The sequence below is a fragment of the Neobacillus sp. B24 genome (assembly GCF_055381825.1).
Genome location: NZ_AP035777.1, coordinates 2821278 through 2839672 on the forward strand (window position 1 = coordinate 2821278; position 18395 = coordinate 2839672).

An 18395-nucleotide genomic window follows, 5' to 3' on the forward strand; every position below is an offset into this window, starting at 1 on the left:
CAAGGGCCCGAAAGACGGAAGCCCTTGTTTCCAATGATTAATTTTTCGCACGTTGCTCAGCCTTCAGGTTTTGTTTATCCCACATTCTAAAGAATGGATAGTAGATAGCGAAAGCCACCAGCAGGTTGATCACCTGCATCAATGCCCCCCTAATGTTTCCTCCGGTAGCCAAGTAGCCTCCGATAATCGGTGGTGTCGTCCACGGTACTGCAACACCAGCGGTTTTCGGAGCAAAACCTGTACTCATGCCAATATAGGTGGTAATGACCAATGCCAGCGGCGTTAATATGAATGGAATGATGAGCAGCGGGTTCATGACAATCGGTGCACCGAAGGTAATCGGTTCATTAATATTAAAAATTCCCGGTCCGATTGCCAGCCTTCCTAGTTGTTTGGACTGCTGGCTTTTTGCCATGAACAGCATCATGAACGCAAAGGAGATGGTTGCACCCGATCCACCTAAATAAATGAAGATATCAAAAAATTGCTGGGTTACGACATTGGGAAGTTCTTGGCCCGCCTGCAGCGCAAGTCGGTTAGCATCGGTTTGGGCCAGCCAAATCGGCCCCATAACACCACCGACAATACTTGCACCATGCAGCCCTGTTGACCACAGCAACTGAACCAAAAATACGGCAATTAAGGCACCAATTAATGATCCGCCCAATACGCTCAGCGGCTCCTGTAGCAGCTTACTGACAACATTGTGCAGCGTTTCAAATGAGGTGTTTTCAATTAATAAACGGAGTATCCAAACGATTGCAATAACAACAAAAGCAGGAAACAACGCAACAAATGATTTGCTGACACTCGGCGGAACGCCATCAGGCATTTTAATAACAATATTCTTTTGAATAATATATCGATAAATTTCAGTGGATAAAACAGCAATAATCATCGCGACAAACAGACCTTTACTGCCAAGGTATGTCATTGAAATGACGCCGCCAACCTGAACCGCTTCTGTTGCTCCTTCCGGCGTAAACATCGTGAAATAAGGTGTTGCTAGAATGAAAGCAGCAACGGAGATTGCACCGGCATTCAGCGCATCTACTTTGTATTGTTCGGCCAAGCGGTAAGCTATACCGAAGCCTGCAATTAATGCCATGATATCAAAGGAAGCGCTTACAGGATAGAGGAGCTTCGTCATCCATGCATCACCAAATGTTCTAGCCATGAATTCCGGATAGCCATCAATAGGAATAAAACCTAATATTAAGAAAATAGAACCGATGATAATAAGCGGCATCGTTAATATAATGCCATCCCTTAAGGCCTGCAGGTGACGCTGACCGGCAATTTTACCGGCAATCGGCATTATTTTCTCTTCCAGCATTTGGTTAAATTTGCTCATTTGTATTCACCCCTATGTGAATTTACGAATCTATAATACTCCAGGCAAATTTTAAAACCGCTGCACCATTGCACTAAAGAACATAATCATTCCTGTCTCTCTTCCCCATCTCTCCCCCTCCCCGTAAAATGTTTCCGCTCTAAAATATATTTCAATATTCCTAATATTAGGACAAATAAATTAAAAATTCTAACTCCCTCTTATTAAAAAAGTCCCCAAAAAATCTGGGGACTACCGATTAGGCTCAGGCGTCAATAACCTATTTGCACGGTGGATAAAATAGATGGGTTTCAGACACTTTCTTTGGCCCTGCTCCCTTTATACATGTATTGCAAAGCGAGCAATGCGGCGAAGGTGACAAGTCCAATGATATCGCTGATTTTTTCCGGATAGATGAGACATAGACCGGCTGCCAATGCGAAGAGGCGTTCAAACCCGTGTAGTTTGCGCATCCAGAAGCCAATTACACTTGCACTGATTGCGACCATTCCGATGAAGGCTGTGAACACAACCCAAATTACATACGTCCAAGTGGTATCAATCATCAGCAATTCTGGTGACAGTACGAACATATACGGGATGATAAATGCTGATATGGCCAATTTCGATGACTCGACACCCGTTCGAAACGGTTCCCCTCCCGAAATCGCCGACGCAGCGAAGGCGGCCAACGCCACAGGTGGCGTAATATCAGCAACAATACCGAAATAGAACACAAATAAATGTGCCGACAAATCAGGGACACCCAATAAGATAATTGCTGGTGCGGCAATTGTTGAAGTGATAACATAGTTAGCCGTTGTTGGCGAACCCATCCCCAGGATTAAGGAAGCGATCATTGTCAAAAATAAGGTTGGCAGCAGGGCTCCTCCGGATAAATCCAATAATCCGTTGGCCATTTTCAAGCCTAAACCCGTTTTTGTCACAACCCCAACAATGATCCCGGCAGCAGCAGTTGCCGCCGCGACTCCAAGCGCAGTACGGGCCCCGTCTACCAGAGCCTCAATGATTCCCTTAAATCCGACTCTTGTTTCTTTTTTAAACCAACTGACAACCACTGTAATGACAATCGACCACAGTGCAGCCCTGATTACAGTCATTCCCGACATCAACAAGATAATAATGGCGATAATCGGCAGTAATAGGTACAGCTTGCCAAAAACCTCTTTTCGGTTTGGCATTTCTTCTTTTGTAAGGCCGCGCAGTCCGATGCGCTTTGCTTCAAAATGGGTCATAATCCATATTCCGGTAAAATAAAGCACCGCTGGAATTGCTGCTGCTTTAGCAATATCCCCATAGGAAATTCCATTTCCAATAAACTCTACCATCAGGAAGGCGGCAGCACCCATAACTGGCGGCATCAATTGACCACCAGTAGACGAGGACGCCTCTACCGCTCCGGCAAATTCCTTTTTATAACCGAGATTTTTCATCATCGGAATCGTAAACGCACCTGAGGTTACCACATTAGCCACCGAGCTGCCGCTTATGGTTCCTTGCAAAGCGCTAGAAAAAACTGCCACTTTAGCGGGGCCGCCAACACTTCGGCCGGCAATAGCAATGGATAAATCATTGAAATATTCCCCAACGCCAGTCTTAATCAAAAAAGACCCAAACAATAAAAACAGAAAGATAAAAGTCGAGGATACTGCAATTGGCGTACCAAGAATCCCTTCCGTCGTAAAGAACATCGTCTGAACTAACCGCTCCATATCAAGGCCCCGGTGGGCAAGAAAACCCGGCATATACGGACCATACAGTGCATAGACCATAAACAAAACCGCTATGATTGTGATTGGCAGGCCAACCGCTCGGCGAGTCGCCTCCAAAACTAGTATTATAGCAGCTAGCCCTATATAAAAATCAAGCTGTGTTACGTTGCCGGCACGCAATACTAAGTCATCAATCATCAATGGCCAATAGGCCCCAATTACAACAGATAGAGCGGCAAGAATGAAATCGTACCAAGCGACCTTATGTTCCTTTCCGCGATTTTTTCTTTGTGCTGGAAACAAAAGAAAAATAAGGGCAAGGGCAAAGCCTAAATGTATAGAGCGCTGAAGCTGTGCTGTCAACACCCCAAAAATACCGGTGTATAATTGAAATAATGAAAATGACAGCAGAATTCCAAATGTAATCCAGCCTATGATGCCGCGCAGCTTTCTCGTTCCGGCCTCCGGATCATATTTTTCCAACAGTTCTTGCTGCTTTTCATCTGATAGTGTTCCTTCATAATGACTCAAGGATATTCACTCCTTTCCAAGCTTGAAAAAAGGTCAGGCTGCGAAATTCCACTTTGACCAGTGTTCCAGGTTTAATACTATGTGACAAAGGGTACTCATTATCTTTAAATATGACGCGATGATTGGCACGGACCTGTCCAATGCGTAAATAATAGGATGGGAGTAATACCCTCATGTTTTTGAGGTAATACTTCCCGCCGGCCTGTTCAAAACTCTCGCCTTCACCGGCATTTGCAGGCATTCCAATTGAAAAATCTTCGTACATCAGCTCATATTGGTGCAGCTGACCATCTTCCGTAATTTTGTAGCTTTCCACAACATCGGATAAATGAATTGAATGAGTATATTTAATCTTAAATTTGGAAGTATGCCCTAAAGGAAGATATACAAGAGTGGAGGCCGGACGAATTGATTGAAAAACAACGGCTCTTTGGATTGGAACAAAAACTAGAATGATGATAGTAATAGATAAACAGGTTGCTAGCAAAATGATAAGGGGTGCGAGCTTATGATTTTTCATGATTCCTCCTGCCTCAGCTCATATTTTTGAGAAAAGTAGACCGGCTCGCTTTCTTGCAGCCGGTCACCATAAGTTGTTTATACGCTTACTGTGCCTTCACGCCTTTTTCATCAAAGTATTTTTTTGCTCCGGGGTGGACATCAATTCCGACTCCATTTAGGGCATTTTCTACTTTGATCAATTTACCTTTGGCATATGTCACTTTATCAAGGTTTTCAAAAATCGCCTTCGTAATATCGTAAACAACCTGCTCTGAAAGGTCGGCCCTTGCTACCAGCATCGCTTGAACTGCAACGGTTGAAACTGCTCCGTCCAGACCATAAACTCCCGAAGGAACCTCATCCTTAACGTAGTAAGGGTATTTCTTAATCAAATCATCTACTTTATCACTATCAAGTGGAACAATCACGACATCTTCCGTTGCCGACAGACTTTCCACTGCTCCAGTTGGTGTTCCCGCAGTTACAAAGGCCGCATCAATCGAACCGTTTTGAATTCCTTCTGTAGATTCATCAAAAGAAAGATCTTGTTTCTTGATATCATCAAAGGTCATCCCGTAGATTTCTAGAATTTGTTCGGCATTGGCGACCGTCCCGGAACCAGGAGCACCCACTGATACCTTTTTCCCTTTTAAATCTTTCACTGATTTAATTCCGGATTTTTTTGTTGTGACAATTTGAATCGTTTCCGGATAAAGCGTGGCAATGGCCTTAATGTTTTCTACCTTGTTATCCTTAAACATTAATTTGCCCTCTGTTGCGTACGAGGCAATATCCGTTTGACTGAACGCAATTTCTCCCTCTTTTTTCTTGAGGGTGTTCATGTTTTCGGCTGAAGCACCGGTAGACTCGGCATTGACTTCAATGCCTGTCTCATCTTTAATGATTTTTGCAAAGGAGCCGCCCAGCGGAAAATAGGTTCCTCCTGTACCACCAGTCAAAATGCTCATAAATTTTGGCGTTTCTTCGGTTTTGCCGCCATCAGTTCCTCCCGTGGTGGTCTCGTCCTCTTCCTTAGTGCCGCCGCAGGCTGCCAGAATCATAGATAAAGCCAATAGAAAAACGATAGAAAGAAGAAACTTTTTCTTTTTCAATTAAAAAATCCCCCTTTATTAAATTTCCGTTTGTCGTAACTATTCTTATTATGAAAATGGGGGAAACTTGTCAATAATCATCAATTTAGTACTAAAGACCTATTTTAAACCGAAAATAGACTGCCTTTAATAGAGGCAGCCTTGCATGTATGAATAGTGATTAATCTTTTTTCGTTTCGGGCATGGTGATAACTAGAATGAAGGACCTACCCTCGTTATTCCTACCCTTACTTACTCTAATCTATCAAATAATCAGATTCCTCAGCTGGCCGATTCCTTCGATTTCCAATTCTACCGTATCCCCGGGCTCCAGCCAGCGATGAACCTCTTGTCCAAGCTCCAACAGACATCCAGTACCAACTGTTCCGGAACCAATAATATCTCCTGGATACAGGGTTACACCGGCCGAAGCCCGTTCAATCATCTGACCAAAACTGTAATACATGTCTTTAGCATTGCCTTTGGACAACAATTTTCCATTAACCTTTGCACTCATTGACAAATTAAACCCTTTTCCAGCACGATAGTTTTCCAATTCATCTTTCGTTACGATGACTGGGCCAATTGAGGTAGCGAAGTCCTTCCCTTTAGCCGGTCCCAGGCCGACCTTCATTTCCTTTTGCTGAAAGTCGCGGGCCGACCAATCGTTAAAAATCGTATAACCGAAAATATAATCCTCTGCCTCATCGGCCTTAATGTTTTTACCCTCTTTACCAATAATACAAGCAAGCTCAAGTTCATAATCAAGCGCCACACAGCCAGCGGGTCTCTCAACTTTTTCCTCGGATCCGGATAGCACTAAGTGATTGGTGAAATAAAATGCAGGGATCTCGTACCATTCTTCCGGGACTTTCCTCCCTGTCTTTTTACGGGCATTCAATACATGCAGCTCAAATGCCATGAAATCCCGAACACTTGGTGGATTTGGAAGCGGTGCTGTCAACTTCACGTCACTTAGTAAATACGTTGGCTCGGCGTCACTTGCCAATTTTTGAACAAGTGATATGTAGCTGGAATAATTTCTAATAAATTCGAGCATGTTATCTGGCAGCATGCCGTCACTGACACGCGCCATATCATAAACAAGCTCACCCTTCAGCAAGCCTGCTTTTTTTTCGCCATTCCCATCAATAAATGTAATAAACTTCACGATCCCCAGCTCCCTCTCTGACTGCATAATGTTTAATAACTCACTTAAAACCAATGATAGCAAATGAAACTTAAGAAGTTTGTCGAATATGGAAAAATCCGATAAATCCTGTTCTTACATCAAATTGAAAAAATATGTTATCCTTATAGTAGAAAACTATGTTTTTGGTCTTTTTAGAAAGGGTGTTTTAATTGGTTAGTTCGGTTGAAACCATTTATATTTTGGAAAATCCAGAGAAAGATTTGATCAAGTTTGCCACAGCGACTCAGCTGCGCTATGAGGATACCATTAAGGAAGTTTTTGGGGTAGCATGCGTGAAAGACTTACCCATGATGATTCAGTTTAATAAGAGTTTTCAAGAAAGTCTTTGCAAGAAAAATGGCATCAATGAAAAAAATATTACGATAAAGCATATTTTTAGGGTTGCCACAAAAGATGAGCTGCAATTATTAAGGAATCAGTTACAATCTGAACATGAAGATTCCATTCCATGTCCGTTTGATACCGTAATCCAATTACAAGACGGTATCTTTCAATGGGATGAAAGTAATTCAAGTTATGTTCATGTTAATAACTGAGAGTAATCACCATTTATAGACACACAAAAAAGCTGGGAATTTTCCCAGCTTTTTCTAGATTTTAATCATGAAAATGAGTGCCATCTTCCACAGCTTCCACAATCCCCGCACGAATGACGTAATCACCGAAGTGCTCGCCAGCTTCGCGCTCTTTTGCATAGCGGCCAAGCAGCATCCGCAGTTCGGTAAGGATTTCCGCCTCACCGATGTTTTCTCGGTACATTTTATTCAAGCGGCTGCCGTCAAATGCAGCCCCTAAATACAGATTATATTTGCCGACCGCTTTCCCGATTAAGGCAATTTCTGCAAGCGCCGGTCGGGCACAACCGTTTGGACAACCGGTCATGCGGATGGTAATTTCTTCATCACGAAGGCCATTTTCATCCACAATCTCTTCGATACTGTCAATCAACTTCGGCAAATAACGTTCACTTTCAGCAAACGCCAAGCCGCATGTTGGCAGGGCCACACAGGCCATGGAATTTCGTCTTAGTGCTGAATGATGCTTCCCATCACTTAACCCGTATTCCTCCATCAGTTCAGTAATTTTTTTCTTTTTTTGGCTAGAAACATTCGCTATCACTAAATTTTGATTTGGTGTTAAACGGAAATCACCGGTATGGATTTTGGCGATTTCTCTTAAGCCAGTCTTCAACTGATACCCATCGTAATCCTTAACCCGGCCATTTTCCACAAATAGCGTATAATGCCATTTGCTCCCGACACCTTTCTCCCAGCCATAGCGATCGCCGTTATGATCAAAATGGTAGGGTTTCGCTTCCTCCAAATTCCAGCCAAGACGGTTCTCCAATTCGCCTTTTACAACATCAAGGCCTAAACGGTCAACCGTATATTTAAACCGGGCATTTTTACGGACAGAGCGATTTCCGTAATCGCGTTGGATTGTAATCGTCTTCTCTGCCAATTCCACTATCTTATCAGGGGTACAGAAGCCAATGACCTTTGCCACCTGTGGATAGGTAGCCTTATCGCCATGCGTACTGCCCATGCCCCCGCCGATGGCAACATTAAAGCCCATCAGCTTGCCATCCTCTACAACAGCGATTAAACCTAAATCCTGTGAAAAAACATCAATATCATTTGATGGCGGCACGGCGATACCAATCTTGAACTTCCGCGGGAGGTAGGTTGGTCCATATAGCGGTTCGACCTCTTCCACTTCCGGAGTCCCTGCCACCTTTTCTTCATCAAGCCAAATTTCATGATACGCCCTAGTCCGCGGTAATAAATATTCACTTAAAACCTTCGCCCATTCATATACTTCCGCATGAATCTGGGATTGATCCGGGTTCGGGTTACACATGACGTTCCGGTTGACATCGCCGCAGGCTGCAAGCGTCGTCAAGAGTGTATTATGAATTTGTTGAATCGTATCTTTCATATTCCATTTTAATATCCCATGAAACTGGAACGACTGGCGGGTTGTCAGTTTGATCGTACCATTGGCATTTTTATCGGCAAGGCTATCGAGAACCAGCCATTGTTCCGGTGTTACCACACCGCCCGGTGCACGAACGCGCAGCATGAACTGATACGCCGGTTCAAGCTTTTGCTTTTGCCGCTCATTGCGGAGGTCACGGTCATCCTGCAAATAGCTTCCGTGATGCTTCATTAAACGGTTATCATCATCGGGAATCCCAGCACTAAGCCGGTCCTGCATAACTTCTTTCAATGTGCCGCGTAAATAATCGCTGTTTACTTTTATATCTTCAACATCACTCGGAGGTCCGTCCGGCGCTGTTAACACTTGCTTCACCATGTTGAAAAAACTCCCTTCCAATCCAATCAATAAACATCACGTTGGTAACGTTTCTGCTGCTGCATTCCGGCCAGGTATTCTACCGCTTGTTCACGGCTCAAACTGCCTTCCTTTTCAATAATTTCAAGCAGCGTTTCGTGAACATCATGGGCCATATGCTTTTCATCACCACAGATGTAAACATAAGCACCTGTCTCAAGCCATTCAAAAAGCTCCTTGCTTTGTTCCAGCATCCTGTGCTGTACGTAAACCTTTTCACCTTGATCGCGGGAAAAGGCTACATCCATTTTCGTCAGCACGCCTTCCTTTAGCCATTTTTGCCATTCAGTCTGATAAAGGAAATCCGTCACGAAATGCTGGTCTCCAAAAAACATCCATGATTTACCTGATGCCGCTGATTCTTCCCGCTCCTGCATAAACGAACGAAACGGAGCAACACCTGTACCTGGTCCAACCATGATGATTGGAGTATCATGGTTTTCTGGCAGTTTAAAGTTTTCATTGTGTTGTATAAACACAGGCAGTGTGTCTCCTGGCTGAATACGTTCTGCCGTTAAAATCGAACAAACACCCTTGCGTTCGCGGCCATTGGCATCATATCGTACCGCCCCAATCGTTAAATGGACTTCATCTGGATTAGCGGTTAAACTGCTGGCAATCGAATAAAGTCTTGGTGGAATCTTCCGCAACACCGAAACAAATTCTTGAGCTGTTGCGCCCCATGGACCGAAGTCATGAACCAAATCAAGTATGTCGCGGCAGTCAATATAAGCCTTTAATGTATCTCCACTCTCGACTAACTCTTTAAGCTCGACGTTTGTCGATAACTGAGCCACTTTTTGAAGAAGTGGTTTTGATAAAACGGTAATTTCATAGTATGAGAGAAGCGCCTCTTTAAACCGACGAACATCACCCTGTTTGACAGATACTTGTTCATCAGGGCTCCAATTCAATTCAGCCAACAATAATTCAACCAGCGCTGGGTCATTTTCCGGATAAATCCCGAGACTGTCGCCTGGCTCAAATACAAGGCCGGAACCTTCAAGTGATAACTCGAGATGCCGCGTCTCTTTATTTGAACCACGCCCGTTTAGATTGATATTTTCCAAAACTTCGGCCGGGAACGGGTTACTTCTGGAATATACACTTTCAATTGTTTGGTTTGGAGCTGCCTGCACCGTAACTCCACTTCCGCCTTGTACTTCACTTAAACTGCCTAGCACACCCTGCAGCCACTCACCTGCCGGCTCATCAAAATCCACATCGCAGTCAAACCGGGGATACAGTCTTGTGCCGCCGAGCTCTTCCAATCGTTTATCGAAATCTTTTCCGGTCTGGCAGAAAAATTCATACGAGCTATCACCAAGGGCTAATACGGAAAATTGAACACCGTCAAGCTTTGGCGCCCTTTTGCTGTGAAGAAATTCATAAAAGGACTTCGCGCTATCAGGCGGTTCCCCTTCACCATGGGTACTGACAATAATAAGCAGGTTTTGAACTTTTTTTAGATTGTTTGGTTTGAAATCACTCATCGATGAGAGTGTTACTTGATAACCGCTGCCTTCAAATGCAGCAGCTGTTTTCTTGGCCAGTCCCTTTGAATTGCCGGTTTGCGATCCATAAAGAACGGTTAGATCCTTTGTACCTTGTTGGACACTTTGTCCTGTCGATGCCCCTGCTGAAGGAGCTTGGTTTAATGTATTTAGCGATGCTGCTAAATATCCGCTTAACCAAACCTTTTGCGGTTCGGTTAATGTTGACAGAAGTCGATTTAGGAGTTCTGCCTGCTCCTCTGTAAATGGACTGTTCAATACCTGAAGTTGCAAAAATATCCCCCCATTGTGGAAATACACCATTCATGATAAAAGCAGACCTTACCTGCCTGCATTTCAGAAAATTTGATTACTATAATCATAGTTTCACTATTCCTATAAGTCAAGTAGGAATTAAAATGGTGGCAGTGCCTATTACGTCCTTAATCCCCATTATTCTTCTAAGAGATTTTTTCTATTTTACTTTACCGTAACCATTCGCATTAGTAAAATAAATATTAATGATTGAAACTATTAGTATTTCTAATAACAATGGGGAGATTTTTATGAATTACGATGAACTAAAAACCTTTGTTACCCTGGCGGAGGTGAAAAACTTCACCAAAACGGCAGAAGTATTGGTCATGTCACAACCTAGTGTAAGTCTTCATATTAAGAACTTGGAAAAGGAGTTCCAAACAAAATTATTTAAGCGTTCTCCGAAATTTTTGCAGATTACTCCGACCGGTGAGATCCTTTATGAACGGGCAAAACAAATGATTGCCATGTATGAACAAACAAGGCAGGACATACTTGAACATCACCATTCCATTAAAGGAGAACTAATTATTGGCGCAAGTTTTACCATTGGCGAATATATCCTGCCTTCTTTGCTGATTGACCTGCAAACTACCTATCCTGAATTAGAACTGCATGTTGTTATTGGGAATACGGAGGAAATAGTTCAACTTGTCAGGCTGTATCAAGTGGATATCGGATTAATTGAAGGTCAGACAAATGAAAAAGACCTGATGGTGGAGCCGTTTATGAAGGATGAGCTATTTATGGTAGCTTCTGTACATCATGAACTGGCAAAAATGAACACCGTGACCATTCAGGACCTCCAAAATCAAACTTGGATAACGAGAGAAAATGGTTCTGGAACAAGAGAATATCTCAATCACGTCATTCGTTCAAATGGATTAAAGGCGAAATCATTCATAACAATCAGCAGCAGCCAGGGAATTAAAGAAACCCTGATTAACGGAATGGGATTATCGCTTTTATCCTACAGTGTAATAGAAAGAGAGATTAAGCAAGGCATTCTTTCCATCCTTGAATTAACGAATCTGTCATTTCCTCGCACGCTTTCTTTGGTGTATTCACCTATTATGATGGAAAAAAAGAATGTAAAGACATTCATCAGTTCAGTGCGAGAGAAATGGCCCTATCACTAAACCCTCACCATCCAGTTATCTTTCAGCCTTTTTCTGCAGGAATTCCACGTATTCACGATGAATAAGTAAAGAACTAATTGTAATGTTGAGATGACTGAAAGGAAGATGACTGTGATACAAGGTAATCAATTAAAAATAATTCGTGTTCCAATACCTACTCCCACCTTGCTGCCACATACCACAACCAACGGGTACATAATTGGCAACAAGCGCGAAAGTATTTTGGTAGACGCAGGGTACGACCAGCCTGAAACACGAAAAGAACTGGAACAAGCCTTGCAGAAACACGACATGGCAGTACCGCATGCAATAATCCTTACCCATTCTCATCCTGATCACGCCCCCGGAGTACGGCAATTATTTGATTGGAATCCGACGGTGTATTGCCATCAGCATGAAGAACAGCCGATACTTTCAGCTATTTCACCATGGGATGATGTATCATTTCTGAATGATGGTGACCATCTCCAAATTGCTGGAGAGGAAATTCAAGTGATTCATGCCCCGGGCCATACATCTGGCGGGTTAAACCTTTATATTCCTTCCTTGGAAATTCTCCTATCTGGGGACAATATTGTGGCAGAAGGAACATCGTGGATTGGACCGCCTGACGGGGATATGTCAGACTATTTTCAAACGTTAAATCGTTTAAAGCAGCTGAAATTAAAGGAAATTGGTCCCGGGCATGGCGGGTGGATTGATCAACCATATGACCATATTGAATTTGTAATTCAGCGGAGATTGCTGCGAGAAAGTCAGATTGTGGCCCTGTTAAAGGAGCATGAGGCGTTAACCGCGGTACAATTGACCAACATGATTTACCATGAGCTTCCTCACCCCAGCGTCTTTGAGGTGGCGCGCCGAACGACTGAAGCACACTTAATTAAATTAATCAAGGAAGGTTCCGTCATCCAGCATGATTCTATTTATCAATTAAACTGACAATGTCAGTTATATGACAGTAATTGAAGTTTATCCGACAGCTAGCTAAACTTATCCGACAGTAAATAACCATTATAAGACAGTAAATGCCCGAGACGAAGTCATCGGGCGTTTTTTTCGAAAGGATTTTTATAATCGAACACATTAAATTCAGGCATTACTAATGGCTGCCCTTGTAAATACAGAATAATAGTTTTCAGAGTATGGATCGTCGGTGGTGCTAATGAAAGTTCCCCAGATTCAGCGGCTGCTAGGGCATCTTGCGGAGAAATCCAAATGGAGTCACTGATTTCATAGTCATCTGATTTGGGAGATTGGCCGTTTGGCAGCTGGGCAAGGAAAAACCTGGTGTCAAAGCGTATCGGACTCATTTTTGGTGTAATAATTTGCCCGATATAGGCTAAGTCCTCAAACTGAAAGGTAAGACCTTCCTTTTTTAACATATGTAAAAAAGAAATTTCTCCATTCGTGAGCAGACGGCGGTATTCCATTTTCGTGGTTTCATCTAACAAGGAGGGTGACCCATCGACATGATGGCAAAGTAAAATTCCAACTTCCTCACATAATTCTCTTGCTGCTGCAATATAGAACGCTTGGTCAAGATCTGTAGTTCTTTCCCCTGAAAGTACCTCGGTGTCTTCTAGTGCATCTTCCTTTTCAACAGCACCCCCGGGAAACACATAAAAACCGCCCATGAACTTCATTGTTTCGGGTCTTTTCGTCATGTAAACCCTTGATTGCTGATCCATTAATACAACCGTTGCTGCCGGTCTTGGAATAGCTGACATATTTGTACCACCTTTTTAAAAAATAGTCCTTCCTTTCATATATATTCAACCACCTCCATTCATTTCCCTTTATATTTCTTGACACTTCCCATAACGGATTAAAAAAAGCACCTTGTTTCCAAAGTGCTTACCCTGTCAAATAGTCGGTGCATCCATGCCCATTTGACTCCAATCCTCTCTTGTAGGTCCATAAATACCAGGGACCCGTAAACCTGCCTGCCGCATCAGAACGGAGATTTGCCCGCGGTGATGAATGATATGCTTGTTCAACATTAATAACATGACCCCTCGTGGCAGATCCATGCCAAACACGTTTTTCATTTCTGAAAGTGAGGCGTCACTCCATTGCTGTTTTACGGCATCTATCGTATCAGCACTTACCTTACGAAAGGTATCAGCAATTTCCTTTGCCGAACCCGGAACAGCATTTTCATTATTTACAAAGTCGACTTTGATGCCAAATTCATTCAGCATTCCAGGTGTACTTGTTACAATATGCCAGGCAATTCTTCCAAGCGAGCGGTCATCAGCAGTTACCATTTGTTGCAGTGAGCTGTCTGTCAACGCGTCGAAAACCTTTTGTGTCGTAGCCGCTTCTTGGTTCCAATCGCCTATAAACGCTTCAATTGAAGTATACATCATTCATTCCTCCATACTCTTGAGTTTAAACACCCTAGCTATTATTACCATTTTTTATAAAAAAATGCTTGGATTACAGGTAACCCAAGCAGTTCAATCCTTCCTTATTTCGGATGCAGTATTTCATCGATAATCCCATACTCTTTAGCTTCCTCTGCACTCATAAAGAAATCCCTGTCCGTATCCTTTGCTACTTTTTCAAACGGCTGTCCTGTACGTTCAGAAATAATCTGATTGATATGCTCGCGAAGCTTAAGGATTCTACGCGCAGAAATTTCGATTTCCGTTGCCTGCCCTCTCGCACCGCCCAATGGCTGGTGAATCATGATTTCACTGTTTGGCAGGGCGAACCGCTTCCCTTTCGTTCCGGCGAGGAGCAGCATCGCGCCAAACGAGGCCGCCATTCCGGTACAAATCGTCCTTACCTCTGGTTGGATGTATTGCATCGTATCAAATATCGCAAAGCCGGCTGAAGTCGACCCGCCCGGACTATTAATATACAATGAAATCTCCTTTTCCGGGTTATCCGCTGCTAAAAACAACAGCTGGGCGACTACACTATTGGCCAGATGGTCATTGATTTCATCGCCAATAATGATAATCCGATCCTTTAACAGCCGTGAATAAATATCATAGGAACGCTCGCCGCGATTACTTTGTTCAATGACATAGGGAATGGTATTCATTAGTAACTTCCTCCTCGAAAGCATTTTGGCCTATGCAGCCAGACAGAGAGTGCTTGAAGGAGAAACCGCTTGTGTGCTGTGGTGCTTCCTGCCAAAAATGGCGTTTGGTACTTCGCTCAATATGGCTGGTACCGCTTCGATCACAATCGTCGGATCCTGATTTTTAAGTGCCTCATAAAACAGTTCGGAACATTGCTCCTTTTCTTCCTCGTTCCAAAAGTAGTCCACCGAAGAGGATTGTTCTACACCTTTTTCAAGCCGCTTTTTAGCGCGGTGCAGGTTCCCTTTCACCGCCATCTCCGTTGTATCCAGCAGTTCTGCGATTTCTTTGATTTGATATTGAAACCCTTCCTTTAACAGAAACATAACAGCCTGCTTTGGGGTAAACTGCTGCAACATGAGTTCCACTGTACTTTTCATCTCATCAAGTGGAAGGTGAAGAATTTCTGATGGAACCCTGTCAGAAAGGGTTTCCTTTTTCCGCTTCCGCAGCAAATCAATCCAATGATGATAGGCAATTTTATTTAACAAGGCCGGGGTCAATTTTTGCTGCTGCGCCCCATACCTTTTTGCTTTAAGATAGGTTTCCTGAGCGATATCATCTCCATCCCACCTGTTTTGGGCGAGAAAGTAACAATAACGCTGAAGCTTTGGATAGTGTTCACCCCAGAAGGAATCCTCCTGTTGTGGTGTTTCTGATGAAATTTTGGGACTAAGCTTTTGTGCCATTCATTTCACTCCTTTTGCACTCTCTACCCGATAAACGTTTTAGGATGGATGAAAAGATACGGGTTAGAAAAAAATCTTTCTTTAATCATATTCAAGTTTGGAAATAAAAGCCAAATAAAAACGCCTCATTGCGAAGCGTTTTTAGGATTCCTTATGTCATTTGGTTATTTTCATTGATCATGTCTTTCACATCTTGGGCAATTTTATCAAAAGTTTGATTAACTCGATTCATAATAGCATCATCGTTACTTTGTTGGATTTCTGGATTTGTGGTTTGCTGATTTTCTTTTTCCATATTTTCACCTCCGTTTATTTAGAGTGTGTAAAATGGAAAAATTTATGATTTTGGTTTTCTTCGATATAAACAACAGGAAAAATAAAGTAACTACTCCGCCCAAAAAAGTGAAACCAATCACGACAGAGGCAATACTGGCAATGCCAAACCCAATCCCGACTATTAAGGTGATCGCCCTTTCAATCAGAGATTGAATCGATTCAAGTGTTGCCCTTATTTCCGAACTGCCCCGATGATGCAGATAGCCTGACACAACCGGGTCGACCACACCACTGGCCAAGAATATGATAAGCATTGCGATAATCCCAAATACCCCTGGAAACAAAGCTGTCATGAAAAAACCAGCGGCACTAACGCCTAAAACCGAAAGGATAATAGTTTCCGCACTAAAATAGTTGAGTAAACTAGCCGCTATTAAATTTCCCGGTATTCGCGCCAACGAAATGACCGCAGAAAATACGCCAAAGAACAAAATCGAATAACCGATTTCATCCAAATAGAGCTGCCAAAACTCATCCAGGTAAGTGACACAGGCACCAAGCGCGGTCGCATTCGTGATAATGGAGACTAATTTTGGGTTGCCTTTAAAAAATGAAATGGACTGGTCTAGATATACTTTAAGCTTCTGCCCCTTTTCCTCTTTAACCTGAGTTTGAATTGGCGGTTCCATCAGGAAAACAGTGAATGCCAAGGCAATAAACATGCTCCCAACTGAGAGAATGTAATTGAACTCAAACCCAAAAACTTTTGCCAAGAAGCTGCCTGACAATGCAGCAAGCAGTGACCCAATTAAATCAAGCGAATTGAGTCTCCCGACTATTTTTTCAAAGGAATGCTCCTGCTTCGTCACCAACAGTGAATCATAAAGTAGCGCATTCGACGCTCCGCTTGTACAGGCGCCGGCAATACCCGCAAGAAAAACCACGAAAGCAAATGTCCAAAAATTAAAAGCAACCAATAGGATGATAAGCTCCAGCATGGACAACACTGCACCAAAGACAAGCAATGCCTTCCTGCCAAATTTATCCGCCAAAATCCCAGTAGGAATTTCGCAAATCACAATCGTCACGGCGTAAATAATTTCACAAAGAACGACCATCAACACCGTCATTCCCCGCTCCTGCCAAAACAGCCGTTCAATCACATAAGCAGGAATCAGGTTATGAAAAAATGCAATAAAGTACAATTTAGATATATTTTTTGAATAATTCATGGTCCATCTCCTCTTCTATTTGTAATCTGTGACTACTAATAGACAAGGCGGTGGACGAATCCTAAATTAACAAGGCGGCCGTGGATACCTCATATTACCAACCCCCTATTTGCTTTTCTTTTATTATAATGTATAAAGATGGAAATTTCCTCTTTTTCCTCTATGCATATTACTTATATAATTTTTCAGGATTGGTTATAATTCTGATAGAAATTGGAGGTGAAACCTATGTTTCGATTCCTGATGCTGATTGCATCATTATTTTTACTGACTTATTCATTACCCTCTATTGAAAAACAAATGACTGATTCGGATTATGGTCAAGCAATAGAAAAAATCGGCAGCGAAATTAATGATATAAAAGATAATCCTGAAGCGATGGAAACAATCACTACGGTATTTGATGGGGTTCAATCATTATTAGAACAGCTTAATCTCCGACTAGACGAGATGCCAAAAGAATCAAAGCCGCAGGAACATGAAAAATTAGAACTAAAAGCCCCTGCTCAGCAATTATTTTCGATTCATAATGTTGAACTTGGGAGTGCCAAGGAAGACATTGAGCATGACCTAGGTCAAGCAAATCGTGTATCGCTCAATGAGTACGGAACAAATTGGAATGCTTATCATGATAATTATCATGACTTTTTTATGGTGATGTATAATAAGAATAATAAAGCAGCTGGATTGTATACCAATCAGGATTTAATATCGTCCGGAAATGGCATTAAGATGGGTAGCGCGAAAAGTAATGTACGTGCGGCGATGGGTGAACCGTTGACCGGTATCCAAAAAGGCATGACGATTTATCAGTTTCAAAAAGATGCAGATTATGATGTTTTCTTGAGTGATCAAACCTATGTCACTGTTTTTTATGATAAACACGAGGATAATACCGTTACGGCCCTGCAGTTAGTGGATAAAGAGTTAGAAGATCAAAGGAATGGTTTTTACACGGAGGCCAGTCCTGAATTAAAGGAAGGCTTTGAGTATCAATTGTTCGACTTGACCAATGCTGCCCGGGTTATGCATAATCTGCCGGTTTTAACGTGGGATGAGCATGTCAGGACAACTGCAAGGAAACATAGTGCAGATATGGCGACGAATAATTATTTTGACCATACGAATTTACAGGGTGAGTCCCCATTTGACCGGATGAAAGAGGACGATATCGTTTTCCATTTAGCGGGTGAAAACTTAGCCTATGGCCAGTTTAGCAGCATTTTTGCTCATGAAGGCTTGATGAATTCTCTTGGCCACCGGGAAAATATTTTGAAAAAGGGCTATGAGTATCTAGGTGTCGGTGTAGCCTTTAACGGTGAATCCCATCCGTACTATACACAGAACTATTACGCAAAGTAATTTTTTTAGAAAAATATGCCGATTCCTTCCACTA

17 protein-coding genes are annotated in these 18395 nt (G+C 42.6%); 4 read left to right on the top strand and 13 right to left on the bottom strand.

Annotated features, from left to right (window positions below):
• Nucleotides 1–37: 37 nt before the first annotated feature.
• The 5 genes from celB to ACZ43M_RS13905 form a co-directional block, all read right to left on the bottom strand.
• Complete coding sequence (gene celB, locus ACZ43M_RS13885) at nucleotides 38–1354, bottom strand: PTS cellobiose transporter subunit IIC (RefSeq protein ID WP_464503154.1); 1317 nt, start codon at nucleotides 1352–1354, stop codon at nucleotides 38–40.
• Between the two features lie 290 nt (nucleotides 1355–1644).
• A complete protein-coding gene (locus ACZ43M_RS13890; RefSeq protein ID WP_464503155.1) occupies nucleotides 1645–3597 on the bottom strand; it encodes a TRAP transporter permease in 1953 nt (650 codons plus the stop codon).
• Nucleotides 3584–4117 carry a DUF1850 domain-containing protein gene (locus ACZ43M_RS13895; RefSeq protein WP_464503156.1) on the bottom strand — a complete coding sequence of 178 codons (534 nt, stop codon included), beginning with the start codon at nucleotides 4115–4117 and terminating at the stop codon, nucleotides 3584–3586. The genes ACZ43M_RS13890 and ACZ43M_RS13895 overlap by 14 nt, the downstream gene beginning before the upstream one ends.
• An 85-nt stretch (nucleotides 4118–4202) precedes the next feature.
• On the bottom strand, nucleotides 4203–5210 hold the full coding sequence (locus ACZ43M_RS13900; RefSeq protein ID WP_464503157.1) for a TAXI family TRAP transporter solute-binding subunit: 1008 nt from the start codon (nucleotides 5208–5210) through the stop codon (nucleotides 4203–4205).
• Nucleotides 5211–5454: 244 nt separating this feature from the next.
• Nucleotides 5455–6360 carry a fumarylacetoacetate hydrolase family protein gene (locus tag ACZ43M_RS13905; protein WP_464503158.1) on the bottom strand — a complete coding sequence of 302 codons (906 nt, stop codon included), beginning with the start codon at nucleotides 6358–6360 and terminating at the stop codon, nucleotides 5455–5457.
• A gap of 191 nt (nucleotides 6361–6551) precedes the next feature.
• Between ACZ43M_RS13905 and ACZ43M_RS13910 the strand changes: the two genes are divergently transcribed.
• Entirely contained in the window at nucleotides 6552–6938 is a 387-nt protein-coding gene (locus ACZ43M_RS13910) for a hypothetical protein (protein ID WP_464503159.1), read from the top strand.
• 61 nt (nucleotides 6939–6999) lie between these two features.
• On the opposite strand, the gene cysI is transcribed toward ACZ43M_RS13910, so the two are convergent.
• A complete protein-coding gene (cysI, locus tag ACZ43M_RS13915) occupies nucleotides 7000–8718 on the bottom strand; it encodes an assimilatory sulfite reductase (NADPH) hemoprotein subunit (RefSeq protein ID WP_464503160.1) in 1719 nt (572 codons plus the stop codon).
• Nucleotides 8719–8744: 26 nt separating this feature from the next.
• Nucleotides 8745–10544 carry an assimilatory sulfite reductase (NADPH) flavoprotein subunit gene (locus tag ACZ43M_RS13920; RefSeq protein ID WP_464503161.1) on the bottom strand — a complete coding sequence of 600 codons (1800 nt, stop codon included), beginning with the start codon at nucleotides 10542–10544 and terminating at the stop codon, nucleotides 8745–8747.
• Nucleotides 10545–10816: 272 nt separating this feature from the next.
• Here ACZ43M_RS13920 and ACZ43M_RS13925 point away from each other — a divergent pair, with 272 nt between their 5' ends.
• Complete coding sequence (locus ACZ43M_RS13925; RefSeq protein WP_464503162.1) at nucleotides 10817–11707, top strand: LysR family transcriptional regulator; 891 nt, start codon at nucleotides 10817–10819, stop codon at nucleotides 11705–11707.
• A 105-nt stretch (nucleotides 11708–11812) separates the two neighbouring features.
• The gene (locus ACZ43M_RS13930) at nucleotides 11813–12649 is read left to right on the top strand and encodes an MBL fold metallo-hydrolase (RefSeq protein ID WP_464503163.1); all 837 of its coding nucleotides are present in this window, start codon (nucleotides 11813–11815) and stop codon (nucleotides 12647–12649) included.
• Nucleotides 12650–12750: 101 nt separating this feature from the next.
• Here ACZ43M_RS13930 and ACZ43M_RS13935 read toward each other — a convergent pair whose 3' ends face one another.
• The 6 genes from ACZ43M_RS13935 to ACZ43M_RS13960 form a co-directional block, all read right to left on the bottom strand.
• Nucleotides 12751–13437, bottom strand: a complete 687-nt coding sequence (locus ACZ43M_RS13935) for an NUDIX hydrolase (protein WP_464503164.1) — start codon at nucleotides 13435–13437, stop codon at nucleotides 12751–12753.
• 135 nt (nucleotides 13438–13572) lie between these two features.
• Entirely contained in the window at nucleotides 13573–14079 is a 507-nt protein-coding gene (locus ACZ43M_RS13940) for a DinB family protein (protein ID WP_464503165.1), read from the bottom strand.
• 101 nt (nucleotides 14080–14180) lie between these two features.
• Nucleotides 14181–14762, bottom strand: a complete 582-nt coding sequence (clpP, locus tag ACZ43M_RS13945; RefSeq protein ID WP_464503166.1) for an ATP-dependent Clp endopeptidase proteolytic subunit ClpP — start codon at nucleotides 14760–14762, stop codon at nucleotides 14181–14183.
• A 30-nt stretch (nucleotides 14763–14792) separates the two neighbouring features.
• Nucleotides 14793–15491, bottom strand: a complete 699-nt coding sequence (locus tag ACZ43M_RS13950; RefSeq protein ID WP_464503167.1) for a sigma-70 family RNA polymerase sigma factor — start codon at nucleotides 15489–15491, stop codon at nucleotides 14793–14795.
• A gap of 151 nt (nucleotides 15492–15642) precedes the next feature.
• Nucleotides 15643–15786 carry a hypothetical protein gene (locus ACZ43M_RS13955; protein WP_464503168.1) on the bottom strand — a complete coding sequence of 48 codons (144 nt, stop codon included), beginning with the start codon at nucleotides 15784–15786 and terminating at the stop codon, nucleotides 15643–15645.
• Nucleotides 15787–15790: 4 nt separating this feature from the next.
• Nucleotides 15791–16999, bottom strand: a complete 1209-nt coding sequence (locus tag ACZ43M_RS13960; RefSeq protein WP_464503169.1) for an MFS transporter — start codon at nucleotides 16997–16999, stop codon at nucleotides 15791–15793.
• Between the two features lie 228 nt (nucleotides 17000–17227).
• Between ACZ43M_RS13960 and ACZ43M_RS13965 the strand changes: the two genes are divergently transcribed.
• A complete protein-coding gene (locus ACZ43M_RS13965; RefSeq protein WP_464503170.1) occupies nucleotides 17228–18361 on the top strand; it encodes a CAP domain-containing protein in 1134 nt (377 codons plus the stop codon).
• Nucleotides 18362–18395: the final 34 nt, after the last annotated feature.